We start from the raw sequence: 17,726 nt of genomic DNA on the forward strand, positions 1-17,726 counted from the left end.
TCCCCCGGCTTTTGCCGATGTTGGCATCTGTCCATCAACTGGCGGTTGGTGATAATTGAAATTACAACGGTGGGCGGGTCGCGGCCATGGGGGGGTTCTTGGCGGGTAGAAGCAGGCTGTCGACCGTGCTGACATGCATGGTCTGGTGCCTTGTCGCCATTGCCAGCGTCGCATGGACCCGGCATGGGGGCAGCTCCGCGATGATCTGGCCCGCCAACGCCATTCTGGTGACATCGGCCCTTTGCGTCCGAAATTTCGACTGGCGGCTGTTTCCCCCGCTGCTCCTGGTCCTGTCGACCATGGTCAATCTGGGCGACCATCGCCCGTGGATCACCAGCGTCGGCTTTGCCAGCGCCAATCTGACCGAAATCCTGCTCGCCGTTTTTCTGACCCGCCGCTTCAGCCCGACCTCCGGCTTTTTCGAACATCCCGGATGGGCATTCCGTTTTGCCGTCATGACATCCGTGGCCGTGCTCTGCTCCGCGGCCATCGCCGGCGAAGCGCTGTATTTCAGCGAGGGGCGCGACTGGCTGGGCGGCGCGATGGCCTGGATGATGGCCCACCTGCCCGGCCTGCTGATCACGGTTCCGGTTCTACTGGCCCTGAACCCATACGACACCAAGGGCGACGCGGACCATGAGGCCCCCTCGCCGGTCGTGGCCGGCGGCCTGATGGCGCTGGTCGCCGGGGCGGCGATCATGGTCTACGGCCAGTCCCACTATCCGTTCCAGTTCCTGCTCCTGCCTCCGCTGCTTCTGGCCACCTATCACCTCTATGCCAAGGGCGCCGCACTGGCCGTCGCGATCATCGCCATGATCGGCAGCTATTTCATCTTCACCGATATCGGCCCGGTCATGCCCTTTCACGGGCCGGACTCGCTGAGGATCTATATTTTCCAGCTCGACCTCGCGACGATCTTCTTCTGCGCCCTGCCGCTGGGGGCGGTGCTGACCCAGCGCGACCAGAAAGCAGCGCTGGCCGAACGGCGCCTGCGGGATTTCCGCCATCTGGCCGACCGGGTGGGCGACGTGCTGTTCCGGGTCGATGCGTTCGGGCGCTGGAGCTACCTCAATCCGGCGTCCGAGCAATTATTCGGCGTGCCGGTCGAATACCGGCTGGGCCAGCACATGCTGGAAAGCATCATCCCCGAGGATCGCGTCGCCCTCAGCCGGGCGTTGGCCGAACTCGTGTCCGGCAGCCGGGAAGACCTGCGCCAGGTCGTCAGCATCTGCCGCCGCGACGGCACGATCCGGCATGTCGAGATCCTGGCCCATCGCCTGGATGAAGATCTGGGATATGGCGGCCTGATCCGCGACGTGACCGACCAGATGACGCAGGACGAGCAGAACCGCCAGATCGCCGAAGCCAACGAGCACGCGGCCAACACGGACGAACTGACGGGCCTACCCAACCGGCGCGCCTTCTTCCAGGCGCTCCACGCCTGCCTGGCAGAGGATGCAGCGAAGATCGCGGTCGCGATCTTCGACCTGGATCATTTCAAGCTGGTCAACGACCGCTACGGCCATCCGATCGGGGACGTCGTGCTGCGCAGGGTCGCCTCCACCGTGCTGGCCGCGGTGCGCGACGGCGACATGGTGGCCCGGATCGGCGGCGAGGAATTCGCGGTCCTGATCATCGACCAGAACCCCGAGCACGCGATCGGTCTGGCCCGCCGCCTGGTCCGCGCGGTCTCGGCGGATTCGATCGCGATCCCCTCGGGCCCGATCCTGCACGTCACGATCAGCATGGGCATCGCCAGCCACCAGCCCGGCGAAGACCATGCAACGTTGATCGAGCGTGCCGACCAGGCGCTCTATGCCGCAAAGCATGGCGGCCGGAACCGGCTGATGATCGCCGACGCCGCCGTCGCCGCGCAATCGGCCGAGGGCGCCTGAGGGGACTGTCCCCGTCAGCGGCTCAAAGCAGGCCCGATTGCCGGAAACTGGTCGCGCCGCCATTGCCCACGATGACATGGTCGCGCACCGCCAGCCCCAGCACGGTGGCAATCTGCTCCAGCCGGCGGGTCATCATGATGTCCTCGCGCGACGGCATCGGGTTCCAGCCGGGATGGTTGTGGACCAGGATCAATTCGCTCGCCTTCAGCCGAATGGCGCGGCGCATGACCTCGCGCGGGTAGACGGGCGTCTGGTCGATCGTCCCCTGGGCCAGGACCTCGTCCGCGATCAGGCGGGCATTCCGGTCCAGGAACAGCACCCGGAACTGCTCCAGCGTCTCGCGCGCCAGCACCGCCTGCAGATACGCCATCAGCGCGTCATGCGACGCCAGCAGGCTGCCCTGGCGGATTCGCGTGCGCATCAGCCGGATGGCCGCCTCGCGCAGCAGCGGCAGCATGACGACAACCTGCACGCGCCCGCCGGCAACCGCCGACAATTCGTCTGCATCGGCCGCGAACACGGCGCCGGCGGTCCCGAATCGCGTCAGCAGCGCATGCGCCAGCGCCGCCGGATCGCCGCCCGGCGGCAGGACCAGCACCAGGATCGCGGACAGCAGGGCCACATCGTCCGCACCGGTCGCGGGAGCGGTCATGCCGCCCCCTGCCCCCGCTCGCCCGCAAAGCCGGCCGGCAATGGTCGCGAAGCGGCGTGGGTAGGGATATAAGGACTGTTCATGGAGCCAAAAGGACCATCGCCGGTATGAATGTTCTGTCGTCCCTCAACCATCACGACGCGGTTCTTCTCGATCTCGACGGTACGATCGTCGATTCCCGCGCCGGCATTATCAGTTCCCTGCATGACGCGATACGCGATCTTGGCCATGAACCCGATCCGGCGGAAGACCTGACCTGGGTCGTGGGCCCGCCGCTGCACGATCTGGTGGCGCGCGTGCTCACCCATTACGGCGACGACCGGGCGGAAGAAGCCGTGCGACGCTACCGTTATCATTACGAACGGCACGGCATGCATCGCAGCCCGGTCTTCCCCGGCATGCGCGAGGTGATCGAGGCCGTGACGGCCTCGGGCGCCCGGCTGTTCCTGGCCACCTCCAAGCCGGTTCACCTGGCGCGCGCGATCCTCGAACTGCGGGAGCTGACCCCTTATTTCACGGCCCTGTACGGCGCCCGGCCCGACGACACCGGCGCGGAAAAGCCGGAACTGATCGCGCAGTTGCTGGAGGAACACCAGATCGCCCGAAACCGCGCCGTCATGGTCGGCGATCGCCGGTTCGATATCAGCGGGGCGCACGCCAACCATATCCGGGGCCTGGGCGTGCTGTGGGGCTATGGCGGCGAGGAAGAACTGACCGAGGCCGGGGCGGACGCGCTGGTCACCGACCCCGGCGAGCTGATGGCGGCGATCCGGGGCCAGTTGTCGGCGGCGCATATCCATCCGGCGGCGGAGTAACCCCTCGGGGCCCCGCCCTTACAAACGGCGCTGCTGACGCAGGCTGAGCCACTGGCCGCGCCGCAGGAACACATGGTCCTGCACCGTCAGGGACAGATTCTGCGCGTGGTAGGAAATGGCCTGCATCAGCACCGCGTCCCCCTCGATCATCGCCACCGGCGGCGGCCATGACGGGACGATGCGGATGCCGACCAGAGCGGTGGCGTGCAGGTCGAGCGCCCGCAGCAGGATATGGCGCTGGGTCAGCTCGGGCGCGCCGCCCTCTCCGCTCTCGTCCACCGCCTCGTCGGCAATGATGTGGTTGATGCTGTCGAGGAAGAGAACACGCAACTGGCCCGCCGGCGCATCGGCCAATTGCGTGTCGCAATAGGCCAGCACGGCATCCCAGTCCCGCATCGGGGTGCGGGTCAGCGGATCGGGGCGCGACAGGCAGTCGGCCACGGCCCCCGGCAGGCCCAGCACCGCCGCCGACCGGCCCGACAGGCCCGCCTCCCGCAGGCAGTCGGGCGTGGCCGACAGCAGCGCGCCCAGGCTGCCGAATCGGTTCAGCAGCGCCTTGGCCAGCGGCTTGGTGTCCCGCCTCGGCACGCCGACGAACAGCAGCATCTCGATGATCTCGTAATCCGCAAGCGACGCGGCACCGGATGTCAGGACCCGGGCGCGCATCCGCGCCCGATGCCCGGCCGGCCCGGTTTCCCTGAAAGGAACCGCCTGCCCCGCGCCCTTTCCGCCGTCCCTGCCCGCCCGCGTCATGACGCTGCCTGTCTCCCCTGTCCGATGAACCCGTCCTCCGGCGCGGGAATGAGTCCGCAATGCGTGGTCGCAATGCTTGGTCATAGTCCCGCGACGCCCTATACGGAAACCGTGAACCAGACCCCAGCCCCCACCCCCGACGCTCCGGATTATCTCCAGCGCCTCAATCCCGAACAGCGGATGGCGATCGAGACGACCGACGGCCCGCTGCTGGTCCTTGCCGGCGCCGGGACGGGCAAGACGCGCGTCCTGACCACCCGCTTCGCCCATATCCTGCTGTCGGGCCGCGCGCGGCCTTACCAGATCCTGGCCGTGACCTTTACCAACAAGGCAGCGCGCGAAATGCGCGAGCGCATCGGCACGCTGCTGGGCGAACCGGTCGAAGGGCTGTGGCTGGGCACGTTCCATGCCCTGTGCGCGCGCATGCTGCGCCGCCACGCCGAATATGTGGGGCTCGGCTCGGGCTTCACCATCCTCGATACCGACGACCAGCTCCGCCTGCTCAAGCAGGTGATCGAGCCGTTGCGCCTCGACACCAAGCGCTGGCCCCCGCAGGGCATCCTGGGCGTGATCCAGCGCTGGAAAGATCGCGGGCTGACGCCCGAACGCGTCACCCCGGCCGAGGATTGCGATTTCGCCAATGGCCAGTGCCGGGCGATCTATGCCAGCTACCAGGCGCGGCTGGTGCAGCTCAATGCCTGCGATTTCGGCGACCTGATGCTGCATGTCACCGAGATCCTGCGCACCAGGCCCGACGTGCTGGCGCAGTATCACCGGCTGTTCCGCTATATCCTGGTCGACGAATACCAGGATACCAACACCATCCAGTATCTGTGGCTGCGCCTGCTGGCCCAGCGCGAAGGGCAGCAGGCCAATATCTGCTGCGTGGGCGACGACGACCAGTCGATCTATTCCTGGCGCGGCGCAGAGGTGGAAAACATCCTGCGTTTCGAGCGCGACTTCCCCGGCGCCGCCATCGTCCGGCTGGAACGCAATTACCGCTCCACCGCCCAGATCCTCGGCGCCGCCTCGGGCCTGATCGCGCATAATGACGGCAGGCTGGGCAAGACCCTGCGCCCCGGCCGCGACGATGCCTCGGGCGAAAAGGTACGCGTGGCCTCGGTCTGGGATTCCGACGACGAGGCCCGGCTGGTGGGCGAGGAAGTCGAGCGCCTGCGCGCCGGCGGCCACCGCATGTCCGAAATCGCGATCCTGGTCCGCGCCGGCTTCCAGACCCGCGCGTTCGAGGAACGGCTGATCGCGCTGGGCCTGCCCTACCGGGTCGTGGGCGGCCTGCGCTTCTACGAACGCGCGGAAATCCGCGACGCACTGGCCTATATGCGGGTGTTGAACCAGCCGGCGGACGATCTGGCGCTCGAACGCATCATCAACGTGCCCCGGCGCGGCATCGGCGCCGTCGCGATGCAGAAATTCCATCAGGCCGCCCGCGACGGCGGCATCCCGCTGACGGCCGCGATCGGCACCATGCTGGAACGCGGCGAGGTCAAGGGAAAGGCCCGCGACAGCCTGGCCGCCCTGCTCGCCTGCCTGGAGCGGGCGCGCGAGGCCCTGCCGCGCGAGGGCCATGTCGTGGTCATCGATACGCTGCTGGAGGAAAGCGGCTATATCGACATGTGGAAGGCCGATACCTCGATCGAGGCCCCGGGCCGGCTGGACAATCTGAAGGAACTGGTCCGCGCCCTGGCCGATTTCGAAAGCCTGGGCCATTTCCTGGAACATGTCGCCCTGGTGATGGAAAACGAGGAAGCCGCCGGCACCGAGCGCCTGAGCATCATGACCCTGCACGGCGCGAAGGGGCTGGAATTCGACACCGTGTTCCTGCCGGGCTGGGAAGAAGGCGTGTTTCCCTCGCAGCGCACACTGGACGAAGGCGGGCTGAAGGGGCTGGAGGAAGAACGGCGCCTCGCCTATGTCGGCATCACGCGGGCACGGTACCGGGCCATCATCAGCCACGCCGCCAGCCGCCGCATCTACGGCAACTGGCAGTCGGCCATGCCCAGCCGCTTCATCGAGGAACTGCCGGCCGAGCACGTCACCACGACCGGCGCCGCCAGCCAGGCCCGCAGCCGCGGCTTCGGCCAGGCCCCCGCCTTCTCCAGTGCCTTCCCCATCACCGCGCGCCGGCCGCGCGCGGCCGACACGGGCGATGCGGCCACCGCCCCCGCCAAGGCGGCGATGGCGGTCGGCACGCGGGTCTTTCATCAGAAATTCGGATACGGAACGGTGTCGTCCGTCGAGGGCAACCGGCTGGAAGTCGCCTTCGACAAGGCCGGACCGAAACGTCTCCTGGACAGTTTTGTCGAGAAAGCACCATGACAAGTCTGACCCGTCGCCACGCGACGGAACTGGAAACCATTGCCGTCACCGTCCCCGCCGACGCCGTCATGGCGTACGAGGACGCCTTGTCGGTCGTCTGCTCCACGATCGGGATCTTCGAAGTCGACGATACCCAGATCCTGTGGCGGGTCGAGGGCGTGCGCGATGTGGGCTTCGGCGAAACCGAACTGACGGCCGCCCTGGCCCTCGCCGCCGCCGTTACCGGCCATGCGGCCGATCTGGAACGCACACGGACCGAGGCCGAGGGCTGGCTGGCCCGCACCTACGAATCCTTCCCCGAACAGGATGTCGGGCAGCGTTTCGTGGTACGCGGAACCCATCTGGAAGGCCCGTCCCAATCCCGTCGCATCGCGATCTCGCTCGATGCCGGCATGGCCTTCGGCTCGGGCGAGCACGGATCGACGCGGGGCTGCCTGCGCGCGCTGGAACAGGTGGCCCATCGCCGCCCGCACCGGATCCTGGACATGGGTTGCGGCTCGGGCATCCTGGCCATGGCCGCCGCCGCCCTGCTGCACCGCCCGGTGCTGGCGGTGGATATCGATCCGTGGTCGGTCCGCACCACCCGGCAGAATGCCGCGCTGAACGGCCTGTCCACGCTGGTCAGCGCCCGGCTGGGCAATGGCTGGCGCACGCCGGGGCTGAAGCGCCATGCCCCGTTCGACCTGATCTTCGCCAACATCCTGGCCCGGCCGCTCTGCCTGATGGCGAAGGACCTTGCGGCACACCTGGCCCCCGGCGGCACCGCCATCCTGGCCGGACTGCTGAACAGCCAGGCCCGGATGGTGGTTGCCGCCCACCGGCGGCAGGGCCTGGTCCTGGAACGGCAGTTGACGGAAGGCGACTGGTCGACCCTCATCCTGCGCCGCCCCGACGGGTCGCGATAGCTCACCCATCACACGCAGTAATTACCAGAATATCCTGTTTTCAAAGCAAAAGGACGAGAGACATGCCAGAGATCCCAGCCCGCCTTCCCGCGCTGCGGCGCGTGCTGGAAGAAATGGATGTCGACGGCTTCGTCCTGCTGCGCGGCGACGAGCATCTGGGCGAATATGTCGCCCCCTACGCCGAGCGCCTGGCCTGGCTGAGCGGCTTTACCGGCAGCGCCGGCATGGCGGTGGTGCTGCGCGACGGCCCGGCGGCGGTGTTCTCCGACGGGCGGTACATTACGCAGATGGACCAGCAGGTCGACAGCACCGCATGGGCCCGCCTGCATCTGCGCGACACGCCGCCGGCGGAATGGCTGGCCGCGCAGGGCGGGCGCGGATTGCGGATCGGCTACGACCCGCGCCTGGTGGGCGAGGCCGGGTTGCAGCCGTTCCTCGCCCGCGGTCTGGACATGGTGCCGCTGGCGGCCAACCCGGTGGACCAGATCTGGACCGACCAGCCCGCCGCCCCCGGCACCCCCTGCCTGCCCCACCCCCTGTCCTTCGCGGGCGAGGACAGTGCCGACAAGCGGGAACGCATGGCCGCTATCCTGCGCACCGACGGCCAGGACGCGGCGATCGTGGGCGACCCGACATCGATCGCCTGGCTGCTGAACATTCGCGGCAACGACGTCCCCTACACACCTGCCTGCCTGGCCTTCGCCATCCTGCACGCCGATGCGCGGGTGGACCTGTTCGTCGACCCGGCGCGGGTGCCGCCCGACACTGCCCACTGGCTGGGCCCGCAGGTCCGTATCCTGCCGCCGTCCGGCCTGGACGCGGCGCTGGCGGCCCTGGCCGGCCAGACGGTGCGCGTCGACCCGGTCGGCACCGCGATCTGGTTCATCCAGACGCTGGAAAAAGCCGGCGCCACCATCAGCCGCGCCACCGACCCGTGCGCGCTGCCGCGTGCGTGCAAGAACGCGGTGGAGCAGGAAGGCGCGCGCAAGGCGCATGTGATCGACGGCGTCGCGCTGTGCCGCTTCCTGCACTGGGTCGACACCCAGGGCGTCGGACAGGACGAATTGCAGGCCGCGACCCGGCTGGACGCGTTTCGCGCCCTCTGCCCCGATTATCGCGAGGAAAGCTTCCCCGCCATCTCGGGCGCCGGCCCTCATGGGGCGGTGATCCATTACCGCGTGACCCCGGAATCCGCCCGCACGATCGGCGCGGATGAAGTCTACCTGATCGACAGCGGCGGCCAGTATCCGTTCGGCACCACCGACGTCACCCGCACGCTGTGGACCGGCAAGGGCCCGGGGCCCGACAGCGTGCGCGGCCCCTTCACCCGCGTGCTGAAGGGCCATATCGCCCTGGCGCGGGCACGCTTTCCGGTGGGCACGACGGGCCATGCGCTGGACGCGCTGGCGCGCTACGCGCTGTGGCAGGACGGGCTGGATTACGACCACGGCACCGGCCACGGAATCGGCAGCTACCTGTCGGTGCACGAGGGACCGTGCGCGATCTCGCCGGTTCACCGCCCGGTGGCCGTCGCGGCGGGCATGATCCTGTCCGACGAGCCCGGCTATTACCGCCCCGGCGCCTTCGGCATCCGGCTGGAGAACCTGCTGCTGGTCCATCCGACCCCGGCCGAGGCCGGACGCAGCTTCCTGGCGTTCGAGACTCTGACCTTGGCACCGTTCGACCGGCGGCTGATCGACCCCTCCCTGCTGACGCGCGAAGAGGCGGCGTGGCTGGATACGTACCATGCACGCGTTTTTGATATCGTCGCGCCGCAACTGGATGCCGACGCCCGCGCATGGCTCGACGCCGCGTGTGCCCCGATCATGGCGGAATAGCGCGAAACCTCGCCGGACAGCGCCAGATAATGTGACCGCGAAAGCCCCGGCGATGGGGGCGAGTGCAATTGTCACCCGTCTGCCACAGGCCTAGGACCATACGGGTTCCGGCCCGGCTGCCCCGCCTCGCGAACGCACGGTCGGCAGGTCGGGCCTGGCAAAGCACAGAGGGAGACGTTCGACAATGTCCGCTGAAAAGACCATTCCGGCTACCCTGATCCCCGGCGATGGGATCGGCCCGGAAATCATGGATGCCGTGACCGAAATCCTGGACGCGGTTGGCGCGCCGTTCGCCTGGGACAAGCAGCTCGCGGGTATGGCGGCGGTTGACGCGACCGGCAATCCGCTGCCCCCGCAGACGATCGACAGCATCCGCCGCACCGGCCTGGCCCTGAAGAGCCCGCTGACCACCCCCGTCGGCGGCGGCTTCAAGTCCATCAACGTGACCCTGCGCCAGGAATTCGGGCTGTATGCCAACCTGCGCCCGACGCGCACGTTCGTCCCCGGCGCCCGGTTCGACAAGATCGACCTGGTCCTGGTCCGCGAGAACCTGGAAGGGTATTACGCGGCGATGGAAAGCTACATTCCGGTGGGCGACGACCCGCACGGGATCGCGACCGGCGCTGGCTACAACTCGCGCGCCGAATGTAACCGCATCGTCCGCTTCGCGTTCGAATATGCCGTCAAGCATGGCCGCAAGAAGGTGACGCTGGTCCACAAGGCCAACATCCTGAAGCTGCTGACCGGCCTGTTCCTGGAAGAAGGCCGCAAGGTCGCGAAGGAATATGAAGGCCGCGTGGAATGCAACGAGCGTATCGTCGATGCGTGCGCCATGCAGCTGGTCATCGACCCGTGGCAGTATGACGTCATCGTCACCACCAACCTGTTCGGCGACATCCTGTCCGACCTGACGGCCGGCCTGGTCGGCGGTCTGGGCATGGCCCCGGGCGCCAATATCGGCGAGAAGGCCGCGGTGTTCGAGGCAGTCCACGGCTCGGCTCCCGACATCGCCGGCAAGAACCTGGCCAACCCGCTGGCCCTGCTGCTCGCCGCGAACATGATGCTGGAGCATATCGGCCGCGACGACCTGTCGGCCCGTATCGAAAGCGGCATCCGCGCCGTGATCAAAAAGCCCGAACTGCTGACCCGCGATCTGGGCGGCAAGTCCGGCACGCGCGAATTCACCGCCGCGCTGAAGCAGCACCTGGTCTGATCCAGGCCGCCGGTCCCTTCGGGAACCGGCGGGCCCGCGCCCCGCTTCGGCGGGGCGTTTTTTTTCAGCTCCCCCGGTAGGTCGAAAACCCGTAGGGCGAGACCAGCAGCGGCACATGATAATGGCCGCCCACGCCATCCGCCGCAGGCGCCGCGATCCCGAAGGCGATCGGCACCACATCCAGAAACGGCGGGTCGCTCATCGCCACCCCCTGCGTCCGGAAATAGGCAGCCACGGCGAATTCCAGCCGATAGGCCCCCGGCGACAATTCCCCCGCCCCCGCCAGATCGGGGCATCGTCCGTCACCGTTCGTCCGCCCCCGGAACAGGCACACCTCCCCCGACCACAGCGCGATCTCCATGCCCGCCGCCGGCCGGCCCGATACCAGGTCGAGAACATGGCTGGACAAGGTGCTCATGATGCCTGCTCCTCACGCGCCAGCACCGCCAGCGCATCGGTCAGCCGCAGGGCCGCGATCTTCCCGATCTCGGCAATCGCAGTGTCCAGCTCCTGCGCCGGCGTCAGGGCCAGCCGCCGCTCCATCTCCGACAGGATCAGCGCCTTGTCCGACAGGCGGACACAGATCACGAACGGCATACCGAACCGCGCGGCATAGCCGTCATTCAGGCTGTTGAACCGCGCATATTCCTCCGGCGTCAGCCGGTCCAGCCCCGCCGAAGCCTGCTCGGCCTGCGAGGCCCGGGTCAGGTCGGGGTCCAGCCCGGCCCGGCGCGCCAGTTCGGGGTGGGCCCGCACCAGGGCCAGCTTCTCCTCCGTCGTCGCCCGCTCCAGCACGCCGTTCATGGCCGCCAGCATGGCGCCGGGCTCCGCGAACGGGCGCAGGGGCGCCGCGCGCTCCGCCACCCAGGGCGAATGTTCGTAAAGCGCGCCGAACCGTTCGACGAACCGCGCGGGCTCCATCTCGTTCACGCGCTGCATGGCGGCATTCATGCGGGATGGACCTCCAGCCAGTGACGGGCGATATCGAGGCGCGTCGCCACCCAGACCCGCTCATGGGCCAGGACATGGTCCAGGAAACGGGCCACCGCGCGGGCCCGTCCTGGCCGGCCGGCGATGCGGCAATGCAGCCCGACCGACATCATCCGGGGCGTGCCCTCGCCTTCCTCGTACAATGTGTCGAACGTATCGCGCAGATAGCGGAAGAACTGCTCGCCCTCGGTGAAGCCGTTCAGCGCCACATAGCGCATGTCGTTCACATCCAGCGTATAGGGCACGATCAGCTGCGGCCGCCCATGGCGGCGATCGTAATAAGGCAGGTCGTCGGCATAGGAATCGGCGTCGTAGACAAACCCGCCCTCCTCGGCGACCAGGCGGGCGGTGTTCGGGCTGGTCCGGCCCTGGTACCAGCCCAGCGGACGCGACCCGGTCAGTTGGGTATGCAGCAAGATGCAATCGCGGATATGCGCGCGCTCCAGCGCCTCGGGAACATCCTGGTAATCGATCCAGCGCAGGCCATGGCTGGCGATTTCCCAGTCTGCATCCAGCATCGCCTCCACCGCTTCCGGGTTGCGGGCCATCGCGGCGGCCACCCCGAACACGGTCACGGGCAGGTTCCGTTCCACGAACAGCCGGCGCAGGCGCCAGAACCCGGCGCGCGACCCGTATTCGTACAGGCTCTCCATCGCCATCGCCCGCGCGCCCGGCACCGAGCGCGCGCCGACCATCTCGGACAGAAAGGCCTCGGACCCCGCGTCGCCATGCAGGACCGAATTCTCGGCCCCTTCCTCGTAATTGATCACGAACTGCACGGCGATCCGCGCCTGGCCGGGCCAGCGCGGGTCGGGCGGATTGCCGGCATAGCCGACCAGGTCGCGGGGATAAGGCACACTCATCGCGCTGCCTCGTACACCGCACGCGCGGCATCGATGGCCGCCCCCGCCGGCGGCGCGTACCCCTCGGCCCGCAGGACGGCCTCCAGCGCGCCGAGCGTGATCAGCACCTTGTGCTGCATCGCGTTGTAGCCCATCGCACCGATCCGCCAGATCTTCCCCGCCAGCGGCCCGAACGCGGTGCCGATCTCGATCTCGAATTCGCCGCGCATCCGCGCCCGCACCCGCTCGCCATCCACCCCGCCGGGAATATACACGCCGGTCACGTTGGTCATGCGGTGGGCATCCTGGCCATACAAGGTCAGCCCCATCGCCCGCAGCCCGGCGCCCATCGCGGCACCCGCCGCGCGATGCCGGGCGAAACGCGCCTCCAGCCCCTCTTCCACCATCACCCGCGCCGCCTCGCGTGCCGCGTAGAGCATGCTGGTCGCCTCGGTATGGTGGTTCAGCCGCTTCTCCGACCAATATTCCATGACCATCGCCAGATCGAAATAATTCGACCGGATCAGCGCCCCGGGCCCTTCGTCCGGATCCTCGCCGCGAATGCCCGCCTCGACATGCCGGCGCTTCATGATATGCGCCGCCGCCCGGTCGGAAATCGTGATCGGCGCCGAACCCGGCGGCCCGCCCATGCATTTCTGCAGGCCGCCCGTCACCACATCCACGCCCCACGCATCGGTCGCCACCGCCATGCCGCCCAGCGTGGCCGTGGCGTCGACATAGGACAGCACGCCATGGCGCCGGCAGACCTCGCCGACACCCGCCAGCGGCTGCGCCATGGTGGTCGAGGTATCGCCGTGGATCGCCGCGAACACCTGCGGGCGGTGGGCGACGATCGCCGCCTCGATCTGCTCCAGGCTCGCCACCTCGCCCCAGGGAATGTCCAGCGTGCGGATCTCTGCGCCGATCCGCTGCCCGATTTCCGACAGCAGCAGCCCGAACCGCCCGGCCTGGATCACCAGCAGCCGCGCGCCGGGCTCGACCAGCGACACCAGGGCCGCCTCGATCCCCGCCCGCGCCGTGCCGTCCACCAGGAAGGTCCACCGGTTCTCCGTCATGAACACGCGGCGATACAGCGCCATCGTCTCGTTCATGTAGGCCGTCATCTCCGGGTCGAACTGACCCAGCATGTCCGCCGACATCGCACGCAGCACGCGCGGATGCACATTCACCGGACCTGGCCCCATCAGCAGCCGGTGCGGCGGGTCGATCTGTCCGAACACCCTATCTCTCCTCTTCCGTCAGGGCCGTCCCGGCTCCCGACCATGCCTGCTCGAAACGGGTGACGAAATCCGTCATCGCCTCCAGCGCCTTCTGGACATCGTCCACGTCCACCGCCTCGGCAGGATGATGGCTGACCCCGCCGCGACAGCGCAGGAACAGCATCGCGACCGGCGCCAGATGCGCCATCACCATCGCATCGTGCCCCGCCCCACTGACCAGCATGCGCGGCGCGGCGCCGGTCACGTCGCGCACCGCGTCGGCCAGCAACCCGCTCAATCCGGCATCGCACGGCGTCGCCGGCAGGTCCTGTTGCAGTGCCAGGTCCAGCCCCACGCCCCGCCGGGCGGCGATCTCCGCCAGCGCCGCCCGGATTGCGTCCGCTGCACGGTCGCGCACCGCCCCCACGCCGGCACGGATATCGATGCTGAAGCGCACCGTGCCGGGCACCACGTTCGGCACCCCCGGCCCGACCTCCATCCGCCCGACCGTGGCCACCAGGTCCTCGGGCCCCGCGCCGCCGATCCGCTCCACCGCCAGCACCATCTCGGCGGCGGCGGCCAGCGCGTCATGGCGCAGGCGCATCGCCATGGTGCCGGCATGGCCCGCCACACCCGTCACCTCGGCACGAAAGCGATACTGGGCCGCAATGGCGCTGACGACGCCCAGCGCATGGCCCTCCGCCTCCAGCACCGGCCCCTGCTCGATATGGGCCTCGACATAGGCCAGGATATCCTCCCGCGCCCGCCCGGCATCGGCCAGACGCGCCACGTCCAGGCCGAACCCCTCCAGCGCCTCCGCCAGGCCCACACCCTCGGCGTCCGCCAGAGCCAGGTCCTGGTCGCCCAGCACCCCGGCCACGGCCCGGCTGGTCAGCATCGAGACCGGAAAGCGCGATCCTTCCTCGTCCCCGAACCCGATCACCTCGATCGCAAACGGAAAGCGATGGCCGCGCTCGGCAAACCACGCGACCGTCTCGATCCCCAGCATCACGCCCAGCATGCCGTCATAGCGCCCGGCATCCCGCACGCTGTCGACGTGCGATCCGATCATCAGCGCCGGCGCGTCCGGGTGCCGCCCTTCGTAGCGGGCGACGATATTGCCGGCGGCATCGACCCGCGCCGTCATCCCCGCTTCGGTCATCCATGCGGCAATCCGGTCCAGCGTCGCCGCATGCGCCGACCCCAGATATGGGCGGAACAGATGCTCGGCGGAATCGGAATAGGGAACCGCCCCCAGATCGTCGCACCGCGCGACCGCGCGCGGGCCCGACGCCGCCTCGCGCGTCGGGCTCCTCACCATGCCGCCACCATGCCGTCGCTGCGCGGATCGGTCGCCCCCTCGATCAGGCCCGACGGATGCAGCACCAGCGCCCCGGCATGCCCCATCGTGGAAGTAAAGGCCGGCATGGGTTCCAGCACATGCCCCGCCGCCGCCATCCGCGCGATCACCTCGGGCGCGAACCGGTCCTCGTATTTCAGGCTGGTGCTGCTCTCGCCCCAGGTGCGGCCCAGCAGCCAGCGCGGCGCCGTCACCGCCTGCTGCAACGGCACGCCATAGCGGGCATAGCGGGTAAAGAGCGCCGCCTGGGTCTGGGGCTGCCCTTCGCCGCCCATGGTGCCGTAGACCATGGTGCGCCCGTCGGCGAACCGCGCCCCGGCCGGGTTGAGCGTATGGAACGGCTTGCGCCCCGGCCGCAGCGCGTTCCACCCCTGCTCGGCCAGCCGGAAGCTGGCCCCGCGATTCTGCCACACGATCCCGCTGCGCGGCAGGACCACACCCGACCCGTATTCGAAATAGACGCTCTGGATCATGCTGACAGCGACGCCGTCGGCATCGACCGCCCCCATCCACACCGTATCCCCGGCCTGCGACGGATGCGGCCAGGGCGCGGCAACCTCGGGGTCGATTTCCAGCGCCATGCGATCCAGCGCCATCGCGTCGTCCAGCACCTCCTGCGCCGCGACCGACATGAAGGCCGGGTCGCCCACATGCGTGTCGCGATAACGGAAAGCCTGTTTCGTGGCCTCGACCAGCCCGTGGAAATAATCGAACCCGTCCACCTCGTCGGCCCGCAACCGGTCGAACAGCGCCAGGATCAGCAGCGACGCCACGCCCTGCGTCGGCGGCGCCATGTTGAACAGCCGCGCCCCGGCGATATCGACATGCAGCGGCGGCCGCGCCTGGGCATGGTGGGTATTCAGGTCCGCCAGGTCCAGCGGGCTGCCCAACTGGCGCAGATCCTCGGCCAGGTCCCGCGCCAGCGCACCGCGATAGAAGGAATCCAGCCCGTCCCCCGCCAGCCGGCGCAGCGTATGCGCCAAGGCCTGGTTATGCAGGATGTCACCCGCCTTGGGCGCATGGCCGCCGGGCAGGAAAACCTGGCGGAAACCCGGGATCGCCGCCAGCTCGTCCATCTTGGCGGCCGTCAGCGCCGCACCGCCCTCGGTAATCGGCACCCCCTGCTCGGCGTAATAGATCGCATCGCGCAGCAGCCGGTGCAGGCCCAGCCCGGGCTGCATCGCGTGGCTCCATTCCAGGGCGAGTTCCCAGCCGGATACCGTGCCGGCCACGGTGTTGGCCGCCAGCGGCCCCCGCCAGGGAATCGTATCGCACCCGGCGGCGCGATAAAATTCCAGGTCGGCGCGCCGTGCCGCCGCCCCGCAGGCATCGATCGTCTCGGTCCGGCCATCGGGCCACATCACCAGCCAGAACGCATCGCCGCCGATGCCGGTCATGTGCGGATAGACGACGGCCAGCGCCGCCGCCGTCGCCACCACCGCCTCGATCGCCGTGCCGCCGTCGCGCAGCACGTCCAGCCCGGCCTGGCTGGCCAGATGATGGGGCGACGTCACCATCCCGCGGAGGGAACGGGGAGTGTTCAGCATGGCTTAACGTTCCTTCGATGCGGGCAGTGGCACCCTGCCGACCAGCCCCGCCTGCGCCAGCGCGCCGGCAAGGGCGAACAACGCGGCTTCCCGCCCCGGCGCCGCGATCAGTTGCAGGCCCAGCGGCAGGCCGCCGGTCCCCACCAGCGGCGCACTGAGGATCGGCAGGCCCGCCAGGCTGAGCGGCTGGGTATAAAGGCCCAGATTCGCCCGTGCCGAGACAGGCTGCCCGTCCACCATGATGGTCGGCTGGTCGATCGGCGGCGCCTCGCCCACCGTCGCGGGCGCGATCAGCACATCCGCCGAACGGAACAGCGCATGCACCTGCGCGCGGAACCAGTTGCGGAAACGATGCGCCTGCACCAGCGTGGCGGCGGGCAGCAGCGCGCCGGCAATCAGCCGGTCGCGGGTCGCCGGGTCGTAGCGCAGCGCATGCCGGCGCAGGCGCGGCAGATGCAGCGTCCCCCCCTCGGCCGCCGTGATCAGGAACGAGGCCGCACGCGCCCGCGCGACCTCGGGCAGTTCCACCGTCTCCAGCCCCCCCAGATGCGCGGCCACGGCATCGATCGCCCCGGCCAGCGTGTCGGACATGTTCGCGCCGAACCAGCCGCCCAGCCGCGCAACCCGCAGGTCCGCGACCGCCGGCAGCCCGGCCATCGGGCCGCCGGCCATGACCTCGTACGCCACGCGCAGGCCATCCAGCGTACCCGCAAACGGCCCCACCACATCCAGGCTGGCGGCAAAGGGATAGGCCCCCTCGCGCGGCACACTGCCGAAGGTGGGTTTCAGCCCCCACACCCCGCATAATGATGCAGGAACACGGATCGAGCCGTTGGTGTCCGACCCCAATGTCAGCGGCAGCAGCCCCGCCGCCACGGCGGCGGCCGACCCGCCCGACGATCCGCCGGCCAGTCGCGCCGTATCGTGCGGATTGCGGGTAATCCCGTAATGGGCATTGTCGGTGGCGAACCCATAGGCGAATTCGTCCATGTTCAGGCTGGCAACCGGGATCGCGCCCGCCGCGCGCAGGCGCGCGACGACGGCGGCATCATGCGTCGCGGGCGGCGATTCCCGCAGCACCACCGACCCGGCCGTCGTCACCTCGCCGGCCACGTCGAACAAATCCTTCACCCCGAACGGCACGCCGGCCAGCGGCCCCGGATCGTCGCCGGCGGCCAGGCGGCGGTCGATCCGCTCGGCCTCGGCCACCGCGCGGGGCCCGAAGATGCGGGTCACGCTGTTGATGGATGTATCGCGGACCTCGATCGCGGCGATCGTGGCGCTCATCACGGAAACGGCGCTGCGCCGTCCCTCGCGGATATCGGCGGCGATGGCCAGCGCATCAAACGGATCGGTCAT

The 17,726-nt window shown here is 69.0% G+C and carries 15 protein-coding genes; 6 read left to right on the top strand and 9 right to left on the bottom strand.

The features are described 5' to 3' along the window. Window positions 1–125 precede the first annotated feature (125 nt). The gene (locus tag HLH27_RS05480; protein ID WP_338029847.1) at window positions 126–1,895 is read left to right on the top strand and encodes a sensor domain-containing diguanylate cyclase; all 1,770 of its coding nucleotides are present in this window, start codon (window positions 126–128) and stop codon (window positions 1,893–1,895) included. A gap of 22 nt (window positions 1,896–1,917) precedes the next feature. On the opposite strand, the gene HLH27_RS05485 is transcribed toward HLH27_RS05480, so the two are convergent. Next, window positions 1,918–2,547, bottom strand: a complete 630-nt coding sequence (locus HLH27_RS05485; protein WP_182948492.1) for a JAB domain-containing protein — start codon at window positions 2,545–2,547, stop codon at window positions 1,918–1,920. Between the two features lie 107 nt (window positions 2,548–2,654). Between HLH27_RS05485 and HLH27_RS05490 the strand changes: the two genes are divergently transcribed. Then, a complete protein-coding gene (locus tag HLH27_RS05490; RefSeq protein ID WP_182948494.1) occupies window positions 2,655–3,362 on the top strand; it encodes an HAD hydrolase-like protein in 708 nt (235 codons plus the stop codon). An 18-nt stretch (window positions 3,363–3,380) separates the two neighbouring features. Here HLH27_RS05490 and HLH27_RS05495 read toward each other — a convergent pair whose 3' ends face one another. Beyond that, the gene (locus HLH27_RS05495; RefSeq protein WP_246375504.1) at window positions 3,381–4,028 is read right to left on the bottom strand and encodes a JAB domain-containing protein; all 648 of its coding nucleotides are present in this window, start codon (window positions 4,026–4,028) and stop codon (window positions 3,381–3,383) included. Between the two features lie 159 nt (window positions 4,029–4,187). Here HLH27_RS05495 and HLH27_RS05500 point away from each other — a divergent pair, with 159 nt between their 5' ends. From HLH27_RS05500 to HLH27_RS05515, 4 genes are all read left to right on the top strand, one after another. Continuing rightward, the gene (locus HLH27_RS05500; RefSeq protein ID WP_220790310.1) at window positions 4,188–6,452 is read left to right on the top strand and encodes an ATP-dependent helicase; all 2,265 of its coding nucleotides are present in this window, start codon (window positions 4,188–4,190) and stop codon (window positions 6,450–6,452) included. Continuing rightward, a complete protein-coding gene (locus HLH27_RS05505) occupies window positions 6,449–7,357 on the top strand; it encodes a 50S ribosomal protein L11 methyltransferase (protein WP_182948498.1) in 909 nt (302 codons plus the stop codon). Before HLH27_RS05500 ends, HLH27_RS05505 begins: the two co-directional genes overlap by 4 nt. A gap of 62 nt (window positions 7,358–7,419) precedes the next feature. Next, the gene (locus HLH27_RS05510; RefSeq protein ID WP_182948500.1) at window positions 7,420–9,195 is read left to right on the top strand and encodes an aminopeptidase P family protein; all 1,776 of its coding nucleotides are present in this window, start codon (window positions 7,420–7,422) and stop codon (window positions 9,193–9,195) included. Between the two features lie 184 nt (window positions 9,196–9,379). Beyond that, window positions 9,380–10,408, top strand: coding sequence for an isocitrate/isopropylmalate dehydrogenase family protein (locus tag HLH27_RS05515; RefSeq protein WP_182948502.1), 1,029 nt, complete (start codon window positions 9,380–9,382; stop codon window positions 10,406–10,408). 64 nt (window positions 10,409–10,472) lie between these two features. On the opposite strand, the gene uraH is transcribed toward HLH27_RS05515, so the two are convergent. The 7 genes from uraH to HLH27_RS05550 are packed head-to-tail and all read right to left on the bottom strand — an operon-like array spanning window position 10,473 to window position 17,726. Continuing rightward, window positions 10,473–10,826, bottom strand: coding sequence for a hydroxyisourate hydrolase (uraH, locus tag HLH27_RS05520; RefSeq protein WP_182948504.1), 354 nt, complete (start codon window positions 10,824–10,826; stop codon window positions 10,473–10,475). Then, window positions 10,823–11,359: a 2-oxo-4-hydroxy-4-carboxy-5-ureidoimidazoline decarboxylase gene (uraD, locus tag HLH27_RS05525; protein WP_246375507.1), complete on the bottom strand. Its 537-nt coding sequence runs from the start codon at window positions 11,357–11,359 to the stop codon at window positions 10,823–10,825. The genes uraH and uraD overlap by 4 nt, the downstream gene beginning before the upstream one ends. Beyond that, entirely contained in the window at window positions 11,356–12,261 is a 906-nt protein-coding gene (puuE, locus tag HLH27_RS05530; RefSeq protein WP_182948506.1) for an allantoinase PuuE, read from the bottom strand. The genes uraD and puuE overlap by 4 nt, the downstream gene beginning before the upstream one ends. After that, a complete protein-coding gene (locus HLH27_RS05535; protein WP_182948792.1) occupies window positions 12,258–13,445 on the bottom strand; it encodes a pyridoxal-phosphate-dependent aminotransferase family protein in 1,188 nt (395 codons plus the stop codon). Before HLH27_RS05535 ends, puuE begins: the two co-directional genes overlap by 4 nt. A 37-nt stretch (window positions 13,446–13,482) precedes the next feature. Continuing rightward, a complete protein-coding gene (locus HLH27_RS05540; RefSeq protein WP_182948508.1) occupies window positions 13,483–14,781 on the bottom strand; it encodes an allantoate amidohydrolase in 1,299 nt (432 codons plus the stop codon). Further along, window positions 14,775–16,367 (bottom strand): gamma-glutamyltransferase family protein, encoded by a 1,593-nt coding sequence (locus tag HLH27_RS05545; RefSeq protein WP_182948510.1) that lies wholly within the window; start codon window positions 16,365–16,367, stop codon window positions 14,775–14,777. Before HLH27_RS05545 ends, HLH27_RS05540 begins: the two co-directional genes overlap by 7 nt. Window positions 16,368–16,370: 3 nt before the next feature. Then, on the bottom strand, window positions 16,371–17,726 hold the full coding sequence (locus HLH27_RS05550; RefSeq protein ID WP_182948512.1) for an AtzE family amidohydrolase: 1,356 nt from the start codon (window positions 17,724–17,726) through the stop codon (window positions 16,371–16,373).

Source organism: Gluconacetobacter takamatsuzukensis, from assembly GCF_014174275.1.
GTDB lineage: Bacteria > Pseudomonadota > Alphaproteobacteria > Acetobacterales > Acetobacteraceae > Gluconacetobacter > Gluconacetobacter takamatsuzukensis.

What these genes read in the sequence shown, in the direction of transcription:
- HLH27_RS05535 (WP_182948792.1), bottom strand. Translation starts at nt 13,445, where the DNA reads ATGGGGCCAGGTCCGGTGAATGTGCATCCGCGCGTGCTGCGTGCGATG.
- HLH27_RS05485 (WP_182948492.1), bottom strand. Translation starts at nt 2,547, where the DNA reads ATGACCGCTCCCGCGACCGGTGCGGACGATGTGGCCCTGCTGTCCGCG.
- HLH27_RS05545 (WP_182948510.1), bottom strand. Translation starts at nt 16,367, where the DNA reads ATGCTGAACACTCCCCGTTCCCTCCGCGGGATGGTGACGTCGCCCCAT.
- HLH27_RS05515 (WP_182948502.1), top strand. Translation starts at nt 9,380, where the DNA reads ATGTCCGCTGAAAAGACCATTCCGGCTACCCTGATCCCCGGCGATGGG.
- uraH (WP_182948504.1), bottom strand. Translation starts at nt 10,826, where the DNA reads ATGAGCACCTTGTCCAGCCATGTTCTCGACCTGGTATCGGGCCGGCCG.
- HLH27_RS05510 (WP_182948500.1), top strand. Translation starts at nt 7,420, where the DNA reads ATGCCAGAGATCCCAGCCCGCCTTCCCGCGCTGCGGCGCGTGCTGGAA.
- HLH27_RS05495 (WP_246375504.1), bottom strand. Translation starts at nt 4,028, where the DNA reads ATGCGCGCCCGGGTCCTGACATCCGGTGCCGCGTCGCTTGCGGATTAC.
- HLH27_RS05550 (WP_182948512.1), bottom strand. Translation starts at nt 17,726, where the DNA reads ATGACCGATCCGTTTGATGCGCTGGCCATCGCCGCCGATATCCGCGAG.
- HLH27_RS05540 (WP_182948508.1), bottom strand. Translation starts at nt 14,781, where the DNA reads ATGGTGAGGAGCCCGACGCGCGAGGCGGCGTCGGGCCCGCGCGCGGTC.
- HLH27_RS05500 (WP_220790310.1), top strand. Translation starts at nt 4,188, where the DNA reads ATGCTTGGTCATAGTCCCGCGACGCCCTATACGGAAACCGTGAACCAG.
- puuE (WP_182948506.1), bottom strand. Translation starts at nt 12,261, where the DNA reads ATGAGTGTGCCTTATCCCCGCGACCTGGTCGGCTATGCCGGCAATCCG.
- HLH27_RS05490 (WP_182948494.1), top strand. Translation starts at nt 2,655, where the DNA reads ATGAATGTTCTGTCGTCCCTCAACCATCACGACGCGGTTCTTCTCGAT.
- uraD (WP_246375507.1), bottom strand. Translation starts at nt 11,359, where the DNA reads ATGAATGCCGCCATGCAGCGCGTGAACGAGATGGAGCCCGCGCGGTTC.
- HLH27_RS05505 (WP_182948498.1), top strand. Translation starts at nt 6,449, where the DNA reads ATGACAAGTCTGACCCGTCGCCACGCGACGGAACTGGAAACCATTGCC.